This window comes from Flagellimonas beolgyonensis (assembly GCF_003992615.1).
In the GTDB taxonomy this organism is placed as follows: domain Bacteria; phylum Bacteroidota; class Bacteroidia; order Flavobacteriales; family Flavobacteriaceae; genus Flagellimonas; species Flagellimonas beolgyonensis.
The window spans coordinates 103,955-127,146 of sequence record NZ_RZMY01000006.1 but is presented as its reverse complement, the minus strand read 5'-3'; the positions used below and the strand labels follow the sequence as shown (position 1 = coordinate 127,146).

The window sequence follows — 23,192 nt, the reverse complement described above, 5'->3', positions numbered from 1 at the left end:
GGAAATAGGGCTTTTTGTTGATAACTTCAAACGTTTGTTGATAAAGTCGGAAAAAAATGACAAGATTTTGCCAGCCCACTCATAGCAAGGGATTAGCGAAGATGGGCGTCCTCCTCAAGTTTTAATCCGTTCAAAACTTCCGTTACCTTCATGCGCCGTTTGCCCGGAAGTTGTAATTCCAGCAATTGAACGTAGCCCTCTTTGACCGCCACTTTAATCGATTTTTTGTCCACCAATAGTTTTCCAACGTTGTAGTTGTGGGTTCCGTTTTCGGGTTGGGTGGCAAAAATCTTGACCTGTTCCTCCTTGTCGCCATTGAACAAGGTAGACCATGCCCCTGGGTAGGGACTTAGGCCCCGAACCAAATTATGGATGTCGTTTATTGATCTGCTCCAATCGATCTCACAAGTCTCCTTATGGATTTTTGGTGCTGATTTTAAAGCAACACTTTCATCCTGTTTTTTTAAATCGACTGTTCCATTGGCTATTCGTTGGCAAGTCTCCACCACTAAGGACGCCCCGGTTTCCATCAAACGGTCATGAAGGGTGCCGGCATTGTCCTCAGGTGTGATCGGCACTTTCTGTTGCAGGATAATAGTACCGGTATCTATTTTCTCATCAATAAAAAACGTAGTAACCCCTGTTTCGGTCTCTCCGTTTATGATGGCCCAATTGATGGGTGCAGCTCCGCGGTATTGTGGAAGGAGGGAGGCATGGAGGTTAAAGGTGCCCAAGGCTGGCATTTGCCACACCACTTTGGGCAACATACGGAAGGCAACCACTATCTGCAGATTGGCATTAAGGGATTTTAATACCTTCAAAAATTCCTCATCCTTAAGATTGGTGGGTTGCAAAACTTTTAATTGCTGTTGAACCGCAAATTGTTTAACGGCGGATTCCTGTACTTTTCTTCCTCTGCCTGCAGGGCGGTCCGGTGCGGTGATTACCCCGACCACCTCAAAATCGGCCTCCAAAATCTTCTTTAAGGTGCCCACGGCAAAGTCCGGGGTACCCATGAAAACAATTCGCAACGTATTATTTTTTGACATATTCATTTTTGAAATTTAGTTGGACCTTTCCATCTTCCAACAGAAATTGAAGCGCTTTCAACAATTCTTTTTCATCCGCTCCGGTGGCACTTTCCAACTTTCGGGATGAATGCGGCCCTAGGTCAAGCAATTCCAAAATACGTTCCTCCAACTGATGGGGAGAGGTTCGCTTGCCCTTGGCGGTACAAATATCGCACGTACCACAGTTTTCGTGGGTATCCTCCCCAAAATATTTTAATAGGTATCGGCTTCTACATTCCTTGTTGTTTTCAATGTAGCCCAACATGGCTTCCAAGTTGTATTGTTTTACCGCATTGAGTTCCTTTACCTTTTTGGCAAATACATTAATGGTGACATCATCTTCCCGAGGCACCAAAAAATGGATTTCAAGATCGCTGGATTGATTATGGTAATTGACAATACCATCATTGGCCAACTGTTGAAAAATTTCCTTGAGTTGGGTTTCCCTCATCCCCGTTTTCCGATGGAGCAGGGAAAGGTCGATTTTTGTTTCATAATCGGTGATGCCCCCATAGGTGCGCAATACCGTTTGGATGATTGGCGCCGATTTTCTGTTTTTTTCCAAATATTGAAAAATTGCCGCTTTTGATGCTACAAATTGCAAGGTAGTCTTCTCCTGAAATTGCTCCGACAGCGACAGAACGGAATTTTGATCTAAGATTCGAAGGGCATTAAAGGCCAAATTCGGTTCCAGTTCATAGCGTTTGCAAAATGCATTGAATTTAAAGGCCATGGGTTCCATGACCAATTCACCATAGGAAACCTGAAAGTAATTGTTCAGGTTGGAGTACACTTTTTTGACAAAGGCAACATCGGGCAACGCTGCCAAAAATTGTTGACGTGCCCTTTGCTTGTCCTCCTCCGAGGTCAATACCATTGCAATCGATGGCTTTCCGTCCCTGCCGGCCCTTCCAGCTTCTTGATAATAGCTTTCCAAGCTATCGGGTATTTGATAATGGACCACAAACCGTACATCCGGCTTGTCCACGCCCATTCCAAAAGCGTTGGTGGCCACCATGGTCTGGATGGTGCCGTACAACCAAAGGTTGAGCTTGTCTTCTTTCTCGGATTTGGTCATACCACCATGAAAATGGGCGGCGGAAAATCCATTTTCATTCAAAAACTTGGAAAGTGAAACGGACATTTTTCGTGATCGCACATAAACAATGGAGCTCCCCGGTACCTTGCCCATGTAGTTCTTCAACTGAAAAAGTTTGTCCTCGGTACGTTTTACGATAAATGCAATATTGGATCGGGAAAAGGAATCCTTAAAAATTTTAACCGGGGACAATTTCAGGTTTTGGACAATATCGTCCACAACCCTGGGTGTGGCGGTTGCTGTAAGGGCGATCATCGGAACCTGGGGCACAAGTTCCTTCAAAATGGCGCATTGTAAATAGGCAGGTCTAAAATCGTTTCCCCATTGCGAAATACAATGTGCCTCGTCAATGGCGATCAAGTTGACGTTCATTTCCTGAATCCGCTCCTGGATCAGGGGTTGTTGCAATCGTTCAGGGGATAGGTACAAAAATTTATAGTTGCCATACAGGCAGTTGTCCAGCAAATCGTTGAGTTCGTCAAAGGGAATGCCACCAGTAAGTGCAATGGCCTTTATGCCCTTGTTTTTTAATTGGTTTACCTGGTCCTGTATCAATGCCACCAATGGTGAAACAACAATACAAAGCCCTTCTTGGGCCATGGCCGGAACTTGATAGCAAATGGACTTGCCACCCCCAGTGGGCATCAGTGCAAGTACATCCTTACCGGATAGTACACTTTCAATAATGGAGCTTTGGGACCCCCTAAAGTTGTCATGACCCCAATATTGCTGTAAAATAGCCTGTGTCTCTTGCACTAAAACGTATTAATGGTTTCCAAGATAAAATCAATCCTTTTCTGGACTGCATCTTTTGGCACTTCGATGGGGTTATAGCCAAATTGGGTATAGGTATTCATTAGGGCATGGTGCAGGTGTACCGCCTCTTCAAACGACTCCAAGCGTTCGCTGTCCGAAACATAGATTTCTGCCCATGGCGGAACCATAAAAACCAAATCGTACCTGTGGTTTTCACAGGGTTCAATAAATTCCCTGTCATAGCGCTGCCCAAAAAAATCCATATAGGCAAGTACATCTGGAATTCCCCTATCAAAAAAGCTAATGGGTTCCTTGGTTTGCAACGCTTTTTTATAATGTTCCGTTCTGCCGTACAGCAGGTCTTTGTTGAACTGAAGGGCATCATCCACAAAAACCAATGGGTTACTGATATGGGCATGGGATTCACCTTCCAGTTTTGCTTTCGAGGTCATATCACGGATGATTTCATGAAAACAATGGAAGCCCTTACGCTCCAAACCATTTACGATGGAGGTTTTGCCCGTTCCCGGTGCCCCGGTAATCACAACTTTTTGCTTGCCCAAGTAGAATAAATTAGCTGTGCAAAGTAATGAAATAGGAATAAGGAAAAAAAATTGGGGGGGATGGCCTATATTTGTAAAAACTAATGGCATGGAGAAGGATAACACGGAAGAGTTTTATGAAAGGTTGAGGGAAAAATTACTGGAAAACACCAGTTGGCCATCCGATTACCTCTATAAATTTATTGTTCCAACTGATGAAGACCGCATTGCCCAAATCCATGATATTTTTGATAATACAGGTGCTGTAATAGAGACCAAACAATCTAAAAAGGGAACGTATACCAGCATTTCCATCACCGTCAATCTGAGTCATCCCGACGAGGTGATTATGAAATACAAAGAAGTTTCAGTGGTGGAAGGGGTAATATCACTTTAGGCAAGGTTTGCCATAATTTTATTATTTTGCAAGCGTTAATTTACTGGACTTCCCGATTAACATAAATCTTAAGACATTTAATTTGAACTTAGTAGAGAACCTAGAATACAATACAGAGCGTGCAAAGCTCCATATTCCCGAATATGGTCGTCATTTTCAAAAGATGGTGGACCAAGCCGTAGCCATTGAGGACCGGGAAGAACGGAATAAAGTGGCCAAGGCCATCATCAGTGTCATGGGAAATTTGCAGCCCCACTTACGCGATGTGCCTGATTTTCAGCATAAATTATGGGACCAATTGTTCATTATGTCCGACTTTAAGTTGGATGTGGACTCCCCATTCCCAATTACTTCCAAGGAGGTTTTGCAACAACGTCCAGAACCATTGGACTACCCCCAAAATCATCCCAAATACCGTTTTTACGGGAACAACATAAAACGGATGATAGATGTGGCCGTAAGTTGGGATAAAGGTGATATGCGCTCCGGATTGGAGTATGCCATTGCCAACCACATGAAAAAATGCTACTTAACGTGGAACAAGGATACAGTGGAAGATAGCGTCATTTTTGGACACCTAAAGGAAATGAGCAATGGTGAAATCGATTTGGCCAGCGACGGTGAAAATTTGACCGAAAGTGGACAATTCCTTAAAAACAGACAGGCCAAGTCCAATAGAAGTGGCGGAAGTAGCGGAAATAAAAAGGGCCAACGCAATCGTAAAAAGCGCTATTAAAATCCAAAATAGTACATGGGTACATTTCGAATAGAGGGTGGCCAACAACTACATGGCGAAATTACACCCCAAGGAGCAAAGAACGAGGCATTACAGATTCTTTGTGCCGTATTGCTTTCAGAAGAAAAAATAACAATCAACAACATTCCCGACATAGTCGATGTGAACAAGTTGATTGCCTTACTCGAAGATTTGGGTGTGAAGATCCAGAAAAAAGGAAAAGGTTCCTATACGTTCAAATCCGACGATATCAATTTGGAATATCTGCAATCGCCCAAATTTAAGGAAGATGGCAGGGCACTTCGCGGTTCCATTATGTTGGTGGGTCCTTTGTTGGCCCGATTTGGCAAGGGGTATATTCCCAAACCGGGCGGTGATAAAATTGGCCGACGAAGATTGGACACCCATTTTGAAGGATTCATAAAACTGGGTGCCAAATTCCGATACAATCGTGAAGAGCATTTTTATGGTGTGGAAGCGGAAAAGTTGAAAGGCACTTACATGCTGTTGGACGAGGCATCGGTTACTGGAACCGCCAATATAGTTATGGCAGCAGTTTTGGCCGAAGGCACCACTACCATCTACAATGCAGCCTGTGAGCCCTATTTGCAACAACTCTGCAAGATGTTGAACCGGATGGGCGCAAAAATTTCAGGTATTGGCTCCAACCTGTTGACCATTGAGGGTGTAGATAAACTAGGTGGTACAGAACACACCATGTTGCCCGATATGATCGAGATTGGTAGCTGGATCGGTTTGGCCGCCATGACCCGAAGTGAACTTACCATCAAAAATGTGAGTTGGAACGATTTAGGGCAGATTCCCACAGTTTTCGGAAAATTGGGCATCACCATTGAGCGAAGGGATGACGATATTTTTATTCCCAAACACGAGAAAGGGTATCAGATTCAAAATTTTATTGACGGATCTATTTTGACCATTGCCGATGCGCCTTGGCCAGGATTGACCCCCGATTTATTGAGCATTATTTTGGTTGTGGCCACACAGGCGAAGGGAGAAGTACTCATTCACCAAAAAATGTTTGAGAGCCGCTTGTTCTTTGTGGATAAATTGATTGACATGGGCGCCAAGATCATACTTTGTGATCCCCATAGAGCTACGGTTATCGGTCATGATTTTAAATCCACTTTAAAAGCAACGACAATGGTGTCGCCCGATATTAGGGCAGGAGTTTCCCTGTTGATTGCGGCGCTTTCGGCAAAAGGTACTTCGACCATTCATAACATTGAGCAAATAGATCGCGGTTACGAGAACATCGATGAACGTTTACGGGCCATTGGTGCCAATATCGTGAGGGTTTAGTAGGACTTGTTAATGGTTTTTCGGGATGAGGATGGTAACCCGTGTGCCGTTTTCCAGATTCTCGATGGTTACCAGTTCCTGATCGGAGAACCGTTTGAGCATCTCAATTCGTTTGGCGGTAATGGACATGCCCCTTGATGGTCTCTGTATAGTTGTTCCCTCCGATTTCTTGGTTATTCCAACCCCATTATCTTCAATGATGCACTCGATATATTCGTCCTTATCATTAAAGATTATTTTTAACTTTTTCTCACCTTCTTTGGGCATCAATCCGTGGATGATCGCATTTTCAATATAGGGTTGCACCAATAACATGGGGACCTCATATTCCTCTACATCCAAATTTTTGTCCACGGTAAAGGTGTACTTAAAACTATTATCGAACCGAAGACTTTCCAGTTCTACATAAATCTTTAAAAGTTGGATTTCTTCTTTTAATGAAAGGTTGATATTGATGGAGCTTTCCAACACCTGGCGTAATAATTTGGCAAACTTGGACAGGTATTTTAACGCATTCTTCTTATCGTCCGTATTGATGAGATACTGAATGGAATTGAGGGAATTGAAAATGAAATGAGGGTTCATTTGGGCACGAAGCATCCGTTTTTCCAATTCTTGGTTCATTTGTCCGATGAGTTCTTTTTGTTCCGAGATCAGTACTGTTTTTTCGTGGAGTTCCCTGTTCGATTTTATTTTGTTCCGCAAACCAAAAAACAAAAGTCCGGCAGAGATCAATAATAGTGCTGTGATCAAGGATAAGTAAACAATCCGTTTGTTGTTCGCCTCAATATCGGAACTGAGCAATGCCATTTGTAGTTGGTTCTCTTTTAACTCTTTATCCTTAATGTATACCTCATGTTTGATTTGTAAACTTTGGATTTCCTTGATTTTAGTTTCATTTAGTAGGCTATCCTTATATGCCATGGATTGTTTTAGGTGTTCGATTGCCTTAGGATATTGGCCCATGGCCTCATAGATTTCATAAGCTTGGAAATGTCCCTCCTTTTTTTGTGCTGTTTGACCAATGAGATCAAGGGATTCCAAATTTTTCTTGGAATATTCGATGGCTTTGCTATAATTCCTCCTTTTGAATTCAAGCTTGGCCAAGTTCTGATAAGCAACGTTTATTTCCTGTTGAAGGGACATTTGTTTAGCAATTTCCAAGGATTTGAGAAGATACTCCTGTGCAAGTTCCAACTGGTTTAAAGGAATATAACAGTTACCAATATTCCCGTATACAATGCATAGATCCCATTTATCATCAACAGATTTGAAATAATCGACCAACGGTAAAAACTTCTCCAAGGCTTCATTATAACTATCATTTTTAAGATATAAAACACCCAAATTTAAGTTTACCTTATGTTCCATATCCTCACGATTGTCACCTTCGTAAACTTCCAAGACTTTTTCATAGCTCTTTTTTGCTTTCTCATCCTCATTCATTAAATCGTATAAAACACCAAGATTCATGTAAACAGATGAATTTCCTTTTGTTATCCCCAATGAGTCATAAAGTTCTAGCCCTTTCAAATAATATTCTTGACTTTTGGGATAATCACCAATCCGTTTATAAACGATTCCCATTCCATTGTAAACACTTTGAACATAGTAAAAATCATTATTTTTCAACGCAAGGTCCAAGCATTGATTTAGATAGCTGAGGGATTCCACATAGTCATCAGTCATGCCGTAAGTGGCGCCAAGAACGTATAGCGCTTTGATCTCACCAGCCACAAAACCAATTTCTCTAGCTTTCTCCAAACTTTTAAGGCCATATTCAACGGAATTTTCCTTGCTCATAGAGCGGGAATGGATACTCATTTTTCGCAATAAATTAATCTGGGTGGTATCATTTGCCGTTGCCATCAAGTTTTGCAGACTGTCCACTATATGGGCTTGACCAAAACTAATAAAGTTGCACAGGAGGACACTTACTAGGAGGATAAAGGATGAGATTGGTTTCATTGGATTCTAGGTTGGTAACCCAATTTATTACTTTTTGGAAACCAATTTGTTATAATTCACCAATATTTTAACTAAAAATCAATCATTTATAACAGTTTAGGTACATTGCATAGGCATGGTAGCCCATTTTTGTGCTTTAGATCCAGTAGTACTAATTTCTCGAAATGACTCGGGTGATTGATTAACTTTTCTCCACCAGTTTACCATCAGGATACAAGGCAAAGCGGCCTTTATCTTTGTCATGGACATGGTCGGGATAGGGCCAGGGCCATCCCCCAAATTGGGTGAGCCTGTATTCTTCCATTGCCTTGTGAATTTCTTCTTCGGTGTTCATTACAAATGGGCCGTATTTCGCAACCGGCTCAGCTATGGGTTTGCCCTGTAACAACATAAAATGGGCAACTGAATCACCTGTTTTTAAAGAAACTTCTTGGGTTGGGTCTAAGGCAATACCATATCCGGATTCGATGGTTTTGCCTTTAATTTGGAGGGGATTGCCCTCATAAAAATAAAGGGTCCTGTTAATTCCAGCCGAACCTTTGGGCAAAACATATTCTGAATTTGGCGCAATGTGCATGTTCCAAACGGCCACCTCATTTTCGGGGTCTGCGGCCCATGAATCAGGGGCAGGTGACAGTGCTTCCGTATCCCTATACTTCCCGGCCACCACTTTTATTTTGGCGTTTTCTTCTTCGACAATCGGAATATCCTCGTGCCATAGCATTTTAAAATGGGGTTCCACAAACTTGCTCTTCTTTGGCAAATTCAACCAAATCTGGAACAACTCCAAGGGATTTTCCTCCGTATCCTTGAGCAAGGGAAACATTTCAGAATGTTGTACACCACTGCCAGCGGTCATCCACTGCACATCACCTTCACCAAATCGCCCGGCAGCTCCCAACGAATCCGAATGATCACAATAGCCTTTGTTTACAATGGTGATGGTTTCAAAACCTCGGTGGGGATGGTACGGGAATCCCGGAATACTTTGGCCATGGTACATCCGCCATTTTTGGGAAGGATCAAAGTCGCTGCCCAAATTCCGGCCCTTCAAAAGAGTGGAATCTGGACCCATGTCGCCATTGCCTTTTGGAAAATGGTCCAAGTGATACACACTGAACAGGAAAGGATCTTGGGTTTGCCAGGGCGTGCCCAACCGGAAAATTTGAAGTATGGGGTTATCCATTTTACATTGATTTTTGCTGCTAAAATTGGTTATGCAATTTCGTCAAAGTTCGGCAGAAATAAAAGAGCCTGCTTCACGGGCAGGCTCTTCATACATATTAATTTTTACCAGGGATGGGTGGTGGGCCATCAATCATGGCCTCATACTTTTCATCCCCTTTTCTGGTTTTATATTCTTCTTTTACTTTTTCCACCAATTTGGCATCATCGAATAGGTCGAACATGGTCATCCCCATGGCTTTGGCTGCATGGATCATTCCTTTGTGGCCAATGCTCATGCCACCACAGGCCACAACAGCCCATGAATGCCAGGGCGTTCCTTTGGGTGCAACGGTCACACCCAAATTGATGTTGGGTACGTTCCAGCTCACATCACCAACGTCGGTAGATCCACCTCCGGGCAAATCTTCAGTTTCTTTTAAGGGATGCACTTCTCCGTCCATTCCTACTTCGGGTTTTCCAGTAGCTTTTTGAATGGCCTTTCCAAAAGTGGTTTCTTCTTCGGTATAGGTGATCGGACCCAATAGTTCGAGGTTGTTCTGCATGATTTCGCCCCCGGCCCGGTTCACCAAAGTTTCATAAATACCCGAGACCAAAGAAATTTTGTAATCCACATTGGCCATGATGGCAGCACCTTCGGCCATGGCCTTTACACGCTCATAGGTGGGCAACATCACTTTTCGTTTGGGATCACGGACCCTGACCCACAAACGGGCATAATCAGGCACAACGTTCACCACTTGTCCACCATCCTGAATGTGATAATGGATACGGGAGGTGGGCATAATGTGTTCCCTATAGTAATTGATACCGGTAGTGTAGAGTTCAAGCGCATCGGAAGCACTTCTACCGTTCCAAGGGTCCGCAGATGCATGGGCAGCCTGTCCATAAAACTCAACGATGAAATCAACCAAGGCAAGTCCGCTTTGCACATCGGCTTCAATTTCGGCAGATGGATGCCAGCTTACGTTCACATCCACGTCGTCCCAAAGACCTGCTTCCACCATCCATACTTTACCAAAGAATTTTTCCTCTGCAGGAGTTCCAAAAAACTTTACGGTTCCTTTAATGTTTCCGGCCTCGATTTGTTCCTTTATGGCAATGGCGGCACCTAAACTGGCGGCACCAAACATATTGTGTCCGCAACCATGGCCTGGGGCACCATCGATTCGCGGGTCTTTGGTGGGAGTCGTATTTTGCGATAGTCCGGGTAGCGCATCGAATTCACCCAAAACGCTGATCACAGGTTTTCCAGATCCATAAGTAGCAATAAAAGCAGTTGGGATATTGGCCACGCCCCGAGTCACGGTCATTCCGTTTTGCTCGGCATAATCGGCCAACAGTTTGGACGAACCGGATTCTTCAAAAGCGGTTTCGGCCAAGGCCCAAATGGAATCACTCAGTTGTATTAGTTTTTCTTTGTGCTTTTCAACGGAGGCGATGACTTCCTTTTTGTCCTTTGTCATCTTCTGAGCCATACCATTGAGGGATAGCAGCCCTAAAAGCAAGAGGGTCGATAATCTTTTCATTGTGTTGGTTTAAAGTTAGTTAGTACCGTTTCACATTGAAATATGGCCTGTATATAGCAGCCTTCGATTTTCAATGGGAACTAAAATTACTGAAAAAGCATCAACCAACGGCCTCTTTGTAGGTGTTTAGGCATCTTTCCCTGGCCTTTTTGTGGTCAACAATAGGGGAGGGATAGGTAAGCTCTTGAAGTTCAGGTACCCATTTGTTGATATATTTTCGATCCTTGTCAAATTTTTCAACCTGGGTCATAGGATTGAATATCCTAAAATAAGGCGCAGCATCCACGCCACTGCCCGCGGCCCATTGCCAATTGCCCACATTGCTCGCCATTTCATAATCCAATAATTTTTCGGCAAAATAGGCTTCGCCCCAGCGCCAATCGATCAGCAAATGCTTGCACAAAAAACTGGCCACCAACATGCGTACACGATTGTGCATGTACCCAGTGGCATTCAGCTCCCGCATTCCGGCATCCACAAGGGCATAACCGGTCTGTCCATTTTTCCAGCGCTCAAACTCCTCCTCATTGTTCCGCCATTGAATGAGGTCATATTTTGGTTTAAAGGCTTTGCTCACAGTGTGGGGATAATGCCATAAAATTTGCATGAAGAATTCACGCCAGATCAATTCGTTCCAAAACGTTTCTTTTTTGGAACCAATGGCCTTTTTCACCATTTTCCTGATAGAAACGGTACCGAACCGCAGATGAGGTCCCAAATGGGACGTTCCGTAGTCCAATGCTGGATAATCGCGGGTATCCCCATAATTTCTGACCAAATCGGCCGAAACATCAAAATCCGGAATCTTGATATCCGAGGTTTCAAAACCCAGATTTTCCAGTTTTATGGTGGGCAATGTTTTGGATTGGAACAAGTTGGAGTCCAACAATGCCAGTGTATCATAATCGACCAAGTGGACGGAAGGGTTGAAATTTTCCTTCCATTTCTTCATATAAGGTGTATAGACCACGTAGGGATCACCATCATTTTTCACCACCTCGTCCTTTTCAAATATGACCTGGTCTTTAAAGGTTTTGAAAGAGATGTTTGACTGGGCCAGTTGCTCCTGGACCTGTTGATCCCGTTTTTTGGCGTAAGGCTCGTAATCGTGGTTGGTATACACGGATTGGATATCGTATTGCTCTATCAATTGTTCAAAAACGACCTTGGGTTTACCTTTGTATTGGGCAATTCCGCTACCATGGTTGGTCTTGAGCTTGGTGTGTAATTTTTGTATACACTGATGGATAAAAGTTAACCGAGCGTCATTTTTGGGCAGGTTTTCCAGAATTTCAGTGTCGAATATAAAGATGGGCAACACAGGATAATCGGATTTAAGAGCCTGATAAAGGCCCACATTATCATCCAAGCGTAAATCCCTACGAAACCAAAAAACAGTGATTTTATCCTTCATTAATGCACGTTTAAACTAGACATGCCTCCATCAACACCAACAATCTGCCCTGTGATCCAAGAGTTTTCGGAATCGAGCAAAAATGCAGCTGCATTGGCAATATCGGCAGCAGAGCCCACTCTTTTCAATGGATGTCTATCAGCCATCATTTCGCGTTTTTTGTCATTGCTCAACAAACGCTCCGATAAGGGAGTGTCCACTAACGAAGGAGCAATCACGTTCACGCGTAATTTTGGTGCATATTCCGCGGCCATGGCCCGTGCATAGCCTTCAATGGCCCCTTTCGCAGCGGCCACGCTGGTATGAAACGGCATTCCTGTTCCTACGGCCACCGTACTGAAAAATACCATACCAGAACCTTCTGCCATACGGTTAACAATGGCCTTCACAGTTTTTACCATTCCAAAGAAGTTTAATTCCATGTCAGTTCGAAAGGTATCCAAATCCATCATTTTAAATGGTTTTAGATTGATGCTTCCCGGGCAATATACAAATCCATGCAATTGATCGGGTAATTGTTGTTGTGCAAGGTCTTCGGAGAGCACATCAAAAGGGATATGGGTCACATTTAGATTTGCCAACGCTTCATTTGATCGGCTGGCTACATAGACATTGTGTGTTTGGGAGAGCTTTTTGGCCAATTCCAATCCAATGCCGTAGGAACCACCCACAAGGAGTATATTTTTAGTCATGTTTATATTTTTCGTAGTGCCAAATAATTTTCTTCTTTTTCCATTTTCCCAAAAAGTTCAATGAGTTTGGCTTCTCTATATTTGAAGATTTTTTGGAGTTGTTTTTTGACCATAATGGGATGTACCAAGTCACCCAAGAAGCCCATCGGCAGTTTGTAATCCACAATATCTTCCATTTCAACACCTCCGGGAATTTCTTTTATAAAATGCTTGTGGTGCCAAAGCGCATAGGGACCAAACCGCTGTTCGTCAACAAAATACTCCCCATCTTTAACATGGGTTATTTCGGTAACCCATTTGGTGGAAACCATGGGAAAGGGTTTTACGATGTATTGGATGATCTGACCTTGGTACATGTTCCGGTCGGCGCCAGAAAGTATATGAAAACCCATATGATCAGGGGTAATCACTTTTAAATTTTTTGGATCAGATAGAAAATCCCAAGCTTCTTGCTTTGATATGGGCAACAGTTGCTTCGCATGCAGTTGGTAAAGTGTCATACCTATTTTTCAACAAAATTACGGTAAATATGTTTAACAAATATATAAAATAATTAAACAAAAAGTCAAACTTTGTTTAAATGGTAAGCAGTTGATGATTTTTACTTTAAGGTTTCTTTAACATTTGACGGATTGCTTTATCTTTAGCTTTGTTCGATTAAACCATAAATCACTATTCTATGAAAAAATTAGTTTTACTTTCTTTTGTTGCCCTACTTTCTTTTGGTGTAGAGGCACAGATACAGACACCTGCTCCCAGTCCGTTTTCCAAATTGGAACAAAAAGTGGGACTTACCGATGTAACTGTTGAATATTCACGACCCAACATGAGGGGGAGAAAAGTCTTTGGAGATCTTGTACCCTTTGGCGAACTTTGGAGAACCGGGGCCAACAAAAACTCCATTATCACTTTCAGCGATGATGTCACCATCGAGGGCAAAGCCGTTCCTGCTGGTTCCTATGCTATTTTTACCCGACCAAATGAGGCTGTATGGGAAGTAATTTTTTATTCGGATACGGAAAACTGGGGCACACCACAAGAGTGGGATGCCTCCAAGGTAGCTGCTACCGTTAAGGTTGAAACCTATACCATGTCCGAATCGATTGAAACGTTTACCATGACCATCGATGACCTGTATAACAATGGCGCCACATTGGGTATCCTTTGGGAAAACACCTATGTAGGCGTAAAATTTGTGGTGCCAACTGTTGAAAAGGCCCTAGCCAGCATTCAAGCTACCATGGCCAACACGGCAGATTTAAAGGCCAACGATTACTTTGCTGCGGGATCTTATTATTTCAGCGAAGGCATGAACATGGAGCAAGCCAAAGAATGGGTCGACAAAGCCGTTGAAATGGACGGGGGTAAAGCCTATTGGATGATGCGGACACAATCTTTGATCTATGCCAAATTGGGCTTTATGAAAGGTGCTGTGGAAGCCGCCAAGAAATCATTGGTAGCCGCTCAAGCTGCAGGCAACCAAGATTATGTTAAAATGAACAAGGATTCGCTCAAGGAATGGGCTGAAATGTAATCATAACATAATGCAAGAAAAACCCACTTTAGCGAGTGGGTTTTTTTATTCCGCTACGGGGGCATTTCCCAAGAAATTATCAAAGGCCTGAGTGATTATGGCCAAAACTATCACCAATACGCAGCCAAAGGCGTTCAACCACAAATAGGACATCCAATCCAGATTAAATCCAATGATCACAATGATCTGGGTTACAATGGCCGCCACAAAAACGGCATTGCCCTTCACAAATTTGAAGAAGAAGGCCAGCAGGAAAATACCAAGAACGTTTCCGTAAAAAATGGAACCGATGATATTGACCAATTGGATCAAGTTGTCAAATAAATTAGCCACATTGGCAATGGCAATGGCAATAATGCCCCAAAGTAGGGTAAAGCCTTTAGTGGCCATTAGGTAGTGTTTGGGATCCCGTTCTTTCTTTTGGTTCCTTTTATAAAGATCCAAAGCTGTAATGGTGCCCAATGCGTTCAATTCGGAAGCGGTGGAGGACATGGCCGCAGACAAAATAACGGCTAACAGGAGACCTATTAACCCAGTGGGCAGATTGTTCAGGATAAAATGGATGAACACATAATCCTTGTCGTTGGTCTCCACTACGGTATTGGCTTGATTGATCAATTCCTTGGCCGTATCCCGACTTGCCCTTTCCCGTTCATTAATTTTTATGATGTCTTGTTTGGCCTGTTCAATAGCATTGTATTCCTTGAGTTCCAAAGCGGTGGAATAGGCATTTTGGGCGATGCGTTTTTCCATTTCCAACTTTTGATGGTCTTCCTCCAAAGCCTGGTAGTCCTTGGCATATTCCGAACTCATCACAGCCTCGGTGGCTGCTGGGTTAAAATTCAACGGTGAAGCATTGTACTGGTAAAACACAAATACCATGGCCCCAACCAACAGGATGAAAAACTGCATCGGTATTTTAAAGATTCCGTTGAACACCAACGCTAATTGACTTTCCCTGATCGATTTTCCGGAAAGGTAACGTTGCACTTGGCTTTGATCGGTACCAAAATAGGCCAATGCCAAAAAGAAACCACCGGTGATGCCACTCCAAAAGGTATATCTGTTATTGGTATCGAAGGTGAAATCCAAAATGTCCAATTTATTGTTCGCCCCTGCAATCTTCAAGGCTTTTCCAAAGGAAACATCAGTGGGTAGGGCTCCTATGATAAAGAAAAAAGCAAAGAACATCCCCAACATAATGATGAACATCTGCTGTTTTTGGGTAACGCTAACTGCCTTGGTTCCACCGGAAACCGTATAGATGATCACCAAAATACCGATAATGATGTTCAAGGTGCGAAGGTCCCATCCCAATACGGCCGACAAAATAATGGATGGCGCAAAAATGGTGATACCTGCAGCCAATCCGCGTTGGACCAAGAATAAAATGGCGGTAAGGGTTCGTGTCTTTAAATCGAATCGGCCTTCCAGCATTTCATAGGCGGTAAAGACCTTTAATTTTTTATATATGGGAATGAAGATCAAGCAGATCACGATCATCGCCAAGGGTAGTCCAAAGTAGAATTGGACAAAACCCATACCATCATGAAAAGCTTGGCCCGGTGTTGATAAAAATGTAATGGCACTGGCCTGGGTGGCCATAACCGAAAGGCCTATGGTCCACCATTTCACATTGTCACCACCACGAACGTAATCGTCTACATCCTTGCTTCCACGGGTTTTCCAAACCCCATAGGCAACAATAAACAAAAGGGAACTACCAAGAATGATCCAATCGAGTAAGGCCATTAAGGATTCTAATTATTTAATAACATGATGAAGTAAAATATCAAAATATAAATGGCATTTAAAAGGATTACGATGGTGTATTCCTTTTTCCACTCCATTTTATTGTCCATACTAACCTTTGACATTACTTTCTTTTTTTACTTCACTTTTTCCTATGGAAAGCATATTGGCGAAGAGTTTGTACGCTCCGGAAACGCCAGCAGGGAGTTCCCTGAAAAAGCTCAACCCAGTGTAAATATAGTGACCTTCACCATAAGGTGCTACTAAAATACTTCCCTCGGTGGCAGATTCTCCTTCGTCGCCCATGGAAAGTATAGGTGTAAACTCACTGCTCCATTGGCTTGGAAAGTACAATCCCCGCTCCTGTACCCATCCGTCAAAATCACTTTCTTTAATGGCATTGGGATAATTGACCAAGGGATTGTTGGGTGCTACGATCTTCACTTCGGAATTCTCATCGGTTACCCTGTCTCTGGATAACGTAAGGTCGTATGGTGCAATGTTTTCAAATTGGCTTGCCCACCTGCCTGCAGTGTTATATTGCACAATCATGGTTCCGCCATTTTTTACATATTCGAACAGCACAGGTTGTTTGTATTTTAGATCATCCAACACATTATAGGCTCGAATACCCATGACCACCGCATCATATTTATCCAACACGCCGGGTTGAAGGTCGTCGGTGTCAATTAGGTGCACTTGGTACCCAATTTGCTCCAAACTTTCCGGTACTTCATCTCCAGCGCCCATAATGTAGGCGATGTGCTCTCCGGATTTTTGGATGTTCATCCGCACAATTTTTGCTTCTGATGGCATAAGAATGGATTGCTTTGGGATGTGGTCATAATTGATTTCCACAAGTTCCTTGCCAAACGTTTTGCCGCCAATGGTAACCAACGGGGCTATTATTCCCTCGCTATCCGAATTTGGTGGTGTAACCTTAAAAGTAACCGTTACTTCCTGTCCTTTTTGTGGAATGTTTATAGGAATGTTAGCTGGTGTCACCGACCAGCCTGCCGGATGTTTCAAGGATACATTTCCGGCAACATTGTTCTTTCCGGCCCTCACTTTTACATTGATGTCCTTGCTCTCCGCGGTGGCAAAAATGAGGACTTTTTCATCAATTCTGGAGGTCGCTGCAGGCAACACTGCAAGTGGCTCATACAATTCCCCTTTTTCAGGTTTTGAAAAACGGTGGACCACAGGTTTATCAAATGCAATTTCTGTTCCGCCAATATTCAAAAAGAAAGTTGCGGTAAGGGCACTGGGTGTCTCGGGTTTTCCAATCAAAAGTTGGTCATTTACGGCATAGGTTCCCAAGGTTCCTGCCTTATTTAACCAATAAGGGCTGGTATATGCAGTAGATACGGGAACTTCAAAACTTATTTCCAAATTTTGTTTTTCATTGTTTTGCAAAGTACTATTTGGACTGATGGAGGTATTGCCTCCGATCAATTCCACCTTTTTCAGTGAGATGGGTAGACGGCTTCTATTCACCACCTCTAGATTTACTTTGGTTGTTGAGCCCGGAGTTGTGGAACCTTCCTCTGCACTTGCCTCCAAATAAAGTCCAGCAGATGCCAAGATGATGTCCTTCAATTGTTTGCTTTTTAATTCCTGCCAGTAGGGTTCTTTAACATTTTGAAGCAGTTGGTAGGCTTTTACCAATTCCGGTACATGGACCGAGGGATCTTTAAAATTAAAGTTTGCCTCAATGTTGTTCAAAATGGCACCTACAGGTTCTCCTCCTGCAACACGGGACCATGTTGTGTTAATGCCATCGAAAAGATCATTGTTTTTGGGCATGTCACCTTTTAGGAGTTCAATATACTCTTCAGAAGTTCCCCTGGAAGTCATCATACCGAATCCCTGGCAAAGGTGCTGACTTCTGGCCAGTGCTGCTATCTCATTGTTGGAAAGGCCCAAATCGGGATAATAGACACCCACATCCAACTTTAACATTCCGGATTTATCCGCTGCTTCAAAATTTTCGCGACTGCCATATTGCCACCAAGAGGTATTGTAAAAAATTCGTTTGGGTTGCCAAGTTGTGGTATGATCTAACTGCTCTGGATAGGCGTTTGGGTCGTTTGCCAAATCGAAAGCCTCCATGCTCAACATCGCGGACGACGTATGGTGGCCGTGTGTGGAACCAGGGGTTCGGTGATTGAACCGGTTAATGATCACATCGGGTTTGATTTGCCTGATGGTCCAGACCACATCTGCAAGCACCTTGTCCTTATCCCATATTTTTAGGGTTTCGTTCGGGTGTTTGGAAAAACCAAAGTCATTGGCGCGGGTAAACCGTTGTTCACCACCATCAATCCGTCTTGCGGCCAAAAGCTCCTGGGTACGCAATACGCCCAAAAGTTCGCGCAACTCCGGACCGATCAAGTTTTGTCCGCCATCGCCACGGGTCATGGATAAATAAACGGTACGCGCATTGGCTTCGTTGGACAAATAGGAGATCAAACTGGTATTTTCATCGTCGGGGTGGGCCGCTACATACAAAGCGGTTCCCAAAAAATTGAGCTTTTGAAGGTCGTGATATATTTCCGAGGAAGAAGGTTTATCCGGTTTTTGGGCAACAAGGTTGGAAACAGAAACTACTATACACAGAAAAAGTACCCAAGGGTTTCTCATGGTTGGTTTTTTAGTGGTTGTTTCAAATATAATGCGTTTGCTTTCGGCATTTGATTTCTTTAGAACAGTTTTAACAAGGAACATATGCAGTAACTGTAAGGGTTAAAGGCCCAAACTATCCCTTAAGAATAGATCTTGGTTACTATTTTGACCCCAATACGCTGTTTTCATTCGTTTTAATTTGGTAGCCTTTGTGGTCAATAGTTTGGCATTGGGACCAAAACCACTTTTAAACTCTTCGGTCCAACTTTCAATGGAGTAAGGGAAATCAGTGGTAAAATTGATGATCAGGGTGCGTTCCAAATCAGGATAGGTTAAAATGTAGGTGGTTATTCCATCTTTTTCGGAAATACTGCCCATGGCTTGGTAGGCCTTCAATTCTTTATGGCCCAGACGAATAAATTCCAAGGCTGGAATCACCTCGAGTTCCCCGGTTGGCAAATCCGTTGGATCAATGCGGACCTTGGTCCATATTTCGTTTTCCAAAATCGCTTTGTCCATATTGAAGTGTTGATCGGCTTCCCCTTCAAAATAGGAATGTGAGGTAAACTCAAACTGTTCACGATTGTTGATTTGGGAATACACATGCCCACACCATTCCTGGACCGACAAGCTGGTCTTTAATGCATGTTGGTTATCATACACCGGATAGAAAGTACTGTTCATGATGGAGTAGGGATAAATACCCGTTAAAAACTTTTTGGTGGCATTCAATTTCAAAACCGATATATTTTCTGGGTTTTGCCCATTGGCCTTCACCTGCTTTTCGGGTAAAAAGGGTTCTGTTACGTAAATGAGTACCGCTTTGCCATCCCGTAACTCGCCATATCGGGCTTGCTCAAGCGTGTAGGAAGTGAGTTCTGCTTCACCAGCATACCAATAACTTTTAAAATCGGACGAAAGTGGTTTCTTGGGTGTTTCCGCTATTTTAACCGCTTTGGAATTTTCTGATTTTTCTTCAGTTGGGATATTCGATTTTTCAGCACAACCAAAAACAAGGCTGGTACAGCATAAAATGTGAATTAATTTGAAATTGTGGAAGATGGGTTTCATGATTGCCTTTTTTTCAAAAATAAAAACTAAAATTCAACTTCTGGGAAACTTAACTTTTTGTAATGCAAGCTAAAACCGTAGTTTTGCAAAATAATTGATAAGCTAAATAAGGTATGCAGCAGATCGAGTTGATGGCGCCCGCAGGTAATTTTGAATCCTTGCAGGCGGCTTTGGACAATGGAGCGGATTCTGTTTATTTTGGGGTGGAGCAGTTGAACATGCGAGCCAGGGCCTCCATAAACTTCACTTTGGACGACCTTCCCGAAATTTCCAAAAGGTGCAAGGCGAAGGGGGTACGAACCTACCTGACCTTGAACACCATTATTTACGACCACGATCTTTCCATCGTTAAAACCTTGTTGAAGAAAGCCAAGGAAGCCGATCTTACGGCCATTATCGCTATGGATCAAGCCGTGATCGCCGCTGCACGTGAACTTGGATTGGAAATTCATATTTCTACGCAGATCAATGTGACCAATATTGAGACCGTTAAATTTTATGCGCTTTTTGCGGATACTATGGTCCTCAGTCGGGAACTTAGTCTACGCCAGGTAAAGAAAATTACTGAACTGATTGAAAAAGAACAGATCAAGGGACCCTCAGGCCGTTTGGTGGAAATCGAGGTTTTTGGCCATGGTGCGCTATGCATGGCTGTTTCAGGGAAATGCTACATGAGCTTACATTCGTACAATTCTTCGGCCAATCGAGGTGCTTGTAAACAAAACTGTCGTAAAAAATATACCGTTATCGACCAGGAAACCGGATTCGAAATGGAACTGGACAATGAATACATCATGTCCCCAAAAGATCTGTGCACCATCGATTTCTTGGATCAAGTGGCCGATGCCGGTGTAAAGGTCCTAAAAATTGAGGGTAGGGGCAGAGCCCCCGAATATGTGGCCAAGGTGATCAAATGTTACCGACAAGCCATCGATAGCCTATATGATGGTACCTATGATAAAGAGAAGGTCATCACTTGGATGCAGGAATTGGAAAAAGTATACAATCGTGGCTTTTGGAGCGGGTACTATTTGGGACAAAAATTGGGAGAATGGAGCAAAATTCCAGGTTCCTCGGCGACCCAAAAGAAGCTTTACATTGGAAAAGGAGCCCACTTTTTCCCAAAGACCAATATTGGGGAATTCAAGATAGAGGCTTATGACATATCCATTGGCGACACCATTTTGATTACCGGTCCCACAACCGGTGCCAAGGAAATGAAGGTGACCGAAATGTTGGTGAACGACGCCGAACTTTCCACGGGTAAAAAAGGCGACTCAGTGACCATACCATTGGATTTTCGCATCAGACCATCGGATAAACTATACAAGATTGTAGAAAATAAGGTCGAGGCCTAATGGTGGTAATAACCTTGCAGCGCGATAAGTGCATCGGGTGCAATTACTGTGTGGAAATGGCTCCCGAGCAGTTTGCCATGTCCAAAAAAGACGGTAAATCGGTGTTGTTGCATTCCAAGAACAAAAAAGGTTTTTTCACGATTAAATCCCACGACGAGGGCATCTTCGATAATTGTGAACAGGCTTCCAAGGCATGTCCAGTAAAAATTATTTCGGTTAAAAAAACTTAAAGCGACATCAGGGTTTCATATACCAAATGGGTGGGTAGCCCCACTACGTTGGTATACGATCCTTTAATTTCGGAAATGCCGATCATGCCGATCCATTCTTGAATGCCATAAGCTCCTGCTTTGTCGAACGGTTGGCACTGTTCAATGTAAAAATTGATTTCGGCATCACTAAATTCCTTGAATTTGACCATGGTAATGGCACTCGCCACTTTTTGGAAACTGTGAGTCGTGAAACAAACAGAGGTAATCACTTCGTGCCAATCTCCAGAAAGGGTGCGCAGCATTTGAAAGGCTTCTTCGGGCGTTTCCGCTTTTGCCAAGGATTGACCCTGATACCAAACCACGGTGTCGGAAGTAACCACGAGATCCTGTGGCCGTAGTTCTTGTTTAAAGGGTTCAGCTTTCAATTGGGCCAAGTATTCGGAAATTTCTTGGCCTTGCAAATGCGTTGGATAGATTTCATCCACGGATTTGGGCCGTACCTCAAACTCAAGGCCCAAGTCTTCAAAAAATCGCTTACGTCTGGGCGAACCTGACCCTAAAATAAGATGGTATCCCTGTAACTTTTGTTTTAACGGATTCTCAGTCATTTTTGGCACTGAAATTATCGTTCCAATCGCCGCGAACCTTCAATACCTGCTCAATAATGTCCCTCACACAGCCTTCGCCACCGTTTTTGTGGGATACGTAGTCGGAAATGGCCTTTACCTCGGGCACCGCATTTTGCGGGGCTGCAGCCAAAGCCACCATTTTCATGGGAGGGATATCCGGCAGGTCATCGCCCATATACACCACCGTGTTGGGATCGATGTTGTAGATGTCCAAATACTCTTCCAAAGGGTCCTGTTTATGATGGGCCCCCATATAAAAATCGGTTACACCAAGGCCTTTCAAACGTTCCTTTACCCCTTCATTGGTGCCCCCGGTGATGATGCAGACATTATACCCTTTTTGAATGGCCGTTTTTAACGCGTAACCATCCTTTACGCTCATTTTACGTAACAATTCACCATTGGTGGTGATCAACACGGTGCCATCGGTAAATACGCCATCCACATCAAAAACGAAGGTGGTAATGTTGCCCAATAGTTCTTTATAGTTCTTTTTCATAGGTTTCTTTTATGGCAGTGCTCAAAAGTGTATACAGTGTTTTTTTATGTTCATCGGTCAATAACTCCAAGTGCATTTGCATGCTTTCTTGATCATTTCTTCTTGCGGGTCCCGTTTGCGCTTTTTTGGGCGACATGGTCTGCACTTTTTGTGCGGTTTCCAAAATCAATGGTTTCAAAAGTTCAAAAGAAACATCATTTTCAAGGCAAAGCGATTCACCTACACTATAAAGGTAATTGGTGAAATTGTTCACGAAAACCGCTGCAAGATGCAATTTTTTTCGTTGGACGGAATCTATTTCCTGTACGTTTTCAGACACGCATCTTCCCAATTGGGTCAACACTTCCAAGGATTCATTGTCGCTTGCTTCAACACAAATAGGAATGTTCTTAAACTGGATGGTTCGCCCTTTGCTAAACGTCTGAAGTGGATATAACACCCCTTTTTTTGCGGCTTTAATAACATCCAATTCCATGGCACCCGAAGTATGGGCCACAATGCCTTTTTTTTCGGCAAGGAAGCCGGATACTTCCCCAATGGCGTCGTCTTTAACGGCAATGAGATATACATCTGCTGTAAAAATTTCGGTAAAATCGTTGGAAACGGCACAATGATGGGAAAACCAGGACAAATCGTTCAAGTTTCGGCCCACCACCTGTATAATTTTGGCCCCTTTCGCACTGGAAAAGGCCTCGAACAAGTGCCGGGCAAGGTTTCCGGTCCCCAAAAGAACTACGTTGAGCATGGCCAAAACTACAAATTTACCGTATATGGAGCGTAATGGGAATTAACAATTATCTA

21 protein-coding genes are annotated in these 23,192 nt (G+C 43.2%); 6 read left to right on the top strand and 15 right to left on the bottom strand.

Annotated elements, in window-relative coordinates:
- Positions 1 to 92: 92 nt before the first annotated feature.
- Genes fmt through EO131_RS04200 form a run of 3 tightly spaced genes read right to left on the bottom strand, consistent with a single transcriptional unit; the run spans position 93 to position 3,488 of the window.
- The gene (gene fmt, locus EO131_RS04210; protein WP_127019229.1) at positions 93 to 1,055 is read right to left on the bottom strand and encodes a methionyl-tRNA formyltransferase; all 963 of its coding nucleotides are present in this window, start codon (positions 1,053 to 1,055) and stop codon (positions 93 to 95) included.
- Positions 1,036 to 2,925, bottom strand: coding sequence for a RecQ family ATP-dependent DNA helicase (locus EO131_RS04205; protein WP_127019227.1), 1,890 nt, complete (start codon positions 2,923 to 2,925; stop codon positions 1,036 to 1,038). Before EO131_RS04205 ends, fmt begins: the two co-directional genes overlap by 20 nt.
- Entirely contained in the window at positions 2,925 to 3,488 is a 564-nt protein-coding gene (locus tag EO131_RS04200; protein ID WP_127019225.1) for an AAA family ATPase, read from the bottom strand. Before EO131_RS04200 ends, EO131_RS04205 begins: the two co-directional genes overlap by 1 nt.
- A gap of 88 nt (positions 3,489 to 3,576) precedes the next feature.
- Here EO131_RS04200 and EO131_RS04195 point away from each other — a divergent pair, with 88 nt between their 5' ends.
- From EO131_RS04195 to murA, 3 genes are all read left to right on the top strand, one after another.
- Positions 3,577 to 3,864: a DUF493 family protein gene (locus EO131_RS04195; RefSeq protein ID WP_127019223.1), complete on the top strand. Its 288-nt coding sequence runs from the start codon at positions 3,577 to 3,579 to the stop codon at positions 3,862 to 3,864.
- 82 nt (positions 3,865 to 3,946) lie between these two features.
- On the top strand, positions 3,947 to 4,600 hold the full coding sequence (locus tag EO131_RS04190; protein ID WP_127019221.1) for a DUF4290 domain-containing protein: 654 nt from the start codon (positions 3,947 to 3,949) through the stop codon (positions 4,598 to 4,600).
- 15 nt (positions 4,601 to 4,615) lie between these two features.
- A complete protein-coding gene (gene murA, locus EO131_RS04185) occupies positions 4,616 to 5,923 on the top strand; it encodes a UDP-N-acetylglucosamine 1-carboxyvinyltransferase (RefSeq protein WP_127019219.1) in 1,308 nt (435 codons plus the stop codon).
- Positions 5,924 to 5,932: 9 nt separating this feature from the next.
- On the opposite strand, the gene EO131_RS04180 is transcribed toward murA, so the two are convergent.
- The 6 genes from EO131_RS04180 to EO131_RS04155 all read right to left on the bottom strand — a co-directional run bounded on the left by EO131_RS04180 (position 5,933) and on the right by EO131_RS04155 (position 13,211).
- Positions 5,933 to 7,891 (bottom strand): tetratricopeptide repeat-containing sensor histidine kinase, encoded by a 1,959-nt coding sequence (locus EO131_RS04180; RefSeq protein WP_127019217.1) that lies wholly within the window; start codon positions 7,889 to 7,891, stop codon positions 5,933 to 5,935.
- Positions 7,892 to 8,072: 181 nt separating this feature from the next.
- On the bottom strand, positions 8,073 to 9,077 hold the full coding sequence (locus EO131_RS04175; RefSeq protein WP_127019215.1) for a pirin family protein: 1,005 nt from the start codon (positions 9,075 to 9,077) through the stop codon (positions 8,073 to 8,075).
- Positions 9,078 to 9,174: 97 nt separating this feature from the next.
- Positions 9,175 to 10,605 carry an amidohydrolase gene (locus EO131_RS04170; protein ID WP_127019213.1) on the bottom strand — a complete coding sequence of 477 codons (1,431 nt, stop codon included), beginning with the start codon at positions 10,603 to 10,605 and terminating at the stop codon, positions 9,175 to 9,177.
- A 100-nt stretch (positions 10,606 to 10,705) separates the two neighbouring features.
- Positions 10,706 to 12,019: a cryptochrome/photolyase family protein gene (locus tag EO131_RS04165; RefSeq protein ID WP_127019211.1), complete on the bottom strand. Its 1,314-nt coding sequence runs from the start codon at positions 12,017 to 12,019 to the stop codon at positions 10,706 to 10,708.
- Positions 12,019 to 12,711, bottom strand: coding sequence for an SDR family NAD(P)-dependent oxidoreductase (locus EO131_RS04160; protein WP_127019209.1), 693 nt, complete (start codon positions 12,709 to 12,711; stop codon positions 12,019 to 12,021). Before EO131_RS04160 ends, EO131_RS04165 begins: the two co-directional genes overlap by 1 nt.
- 2 nt (positions 12,712 to 12,713) lie before the next feature.
- Positions 12,714 to 13,211: an SRPBCC family protein gene (locus EO131_RS04155; RefSeq protein WP_127019207.1), complete on the bottom strand. Its 498-nt coding sequence runs from the start codon at positions 13,209 to 13,211 to the stop codon at positions 12,714 to 12,716.
- Between the two features lie 179 nt (positions 13,212 to 13,390).
- On the opposite strand from EO131_RS04155, the gene EO131_RS04150 reads away from it, so the two are divergent.
- Entirely contained in the window at positions 13,391 to 14,245 is an 855-nt protein-coding gene (locus EO131_RS04150; protein WP_127019205.1) for a DUF2911 domain-containing protein, read from the top strand.
- Between the two features lie 45 nt (positions 14,246 to 14,290).
- Here EO131_RS04150 and EO131_RS04145 read toward each other — a convergent pair whose 3' ends face one another.
- The 3 genes from EO131_RS04145 to EO131_RS04135 form a co-directional block, all read right to left on the bottom strand.
- Positions 14,291 to 15,997 (bottom strand): sodium:solute symporter family protein, encoded by a 1,707-nt coding sequence (locus tag EO131_RS04145; RefSeq protein WP_127019203.1) that lies wholly within the window; start codon positions 15,995 to 15,997, stop codon positions 14,291 to 14,293.
- Between the two features lie 111 nt (positions 15,998 to 16,108).
- Complete coding sequence (locus EO131_RS04140; protein ID WP_127019202.1) at positions 16,109 to 18,640, bottom strand: PIG-L family deacetylase; 2,532 nt, start codon at positions 18,638 to 18,640, stop codon at positions 16,109 to 16,111.
- Positions 18,641 to 18,742: 102 nt separating this feature from the next.
- Entirely contained in the window at positions 18,743 to 19,693 is a 951-nt protein-coding gene (locus EO131_RS04135) for a septum formation inhibitor Maf (RefSeq protein WP_241243786.1), read from the bottom strand.
- Between the two features lie 113 nt (positions 19,694 to 19,806).
- Here EO131_RS04135 and EO131_RS04130 point away from each other — a divergent pair, with 113 nt between their 5' ends.
- Together EO131_RS04130 and EO131_RS04125 are read left to right on the top strand one after the other, a co-directional pair.
- Entirely contained in the window at positions 19,807 to 21,051 is a 1,245-nt protein-coding gene (locus tag EO131_RS04130) for a peptidase U32 family protein (protein ID WP_127019200.1), read from the top strand.
- A complete protein-coding gene (locus EO131_RS04125) occupies positions 21,051 to 21,281 on the top strand; it encodes a ferredoxin (protein WP_127019198.1) in 231 nt (76 codons plus the stop codon). The genes EO131_RS04130 and EO131_RS04125 overlap by 1 nt, the downstream gene beginning before the upstream one ends.
- Here the strand turns inward: EO131_RS04125 and EO131_RS04120 are convergent.
- Genes EO131_RS04120 through EO131_RS04110 form a run of 3 tightly spaced genes read right to left on the bottom strand, consistent with a single transcriptional unit; the run spans position 21,278 to position 23,136 of the window.
- Positions 21,278 to 21,871: a Maf family nucleotide pyrophosphatase gene (locus EO131_RS04120; RefSeq protein WP_127019196.1), complete on the bottom strand. Its 594-nt coding sequence runs from the start codon at positions 21,869 to 21,871 to the stop codon at positions 21,278 to 21,280. The genes EO131_RS04125 and EO131_RS04120 overlap by 4 nt on opposite strands.
- Positions 21,864 to 22,391 (bottom strand): KdsC family phosphatase, encoded by a 528-nt coding sequence (locus tag EO131_RS04115; protein ID WP_127019194.1) that lies wholly within the window; start codon positions 22,389 to 22,391, stop codon positions 21,864 to 21,866. The genes EO131_RS04120 and EO131_RS04115 overlap by 8 nt, the downstream gene beginning before the upstream one ends.
- Complete coding sequence (locus EO131_RS04110) at positions 22,375 to 23,136, bottom strand: Rossmann-like and DUF2520 domain-containing protein (protein WP_127019192.1); 762 nt, start codon at positions 23,134 to 23,136, stop codon at positions 22,375 to 22,377. The genes EO131_RS04115 and EO131_RS04110 overlap by 17 nt, the downstream gene beginning before the upstream one ends.
- Between the last annotated feature and the right edge of the window lie 56 nt (positions 23,137 to 23,192).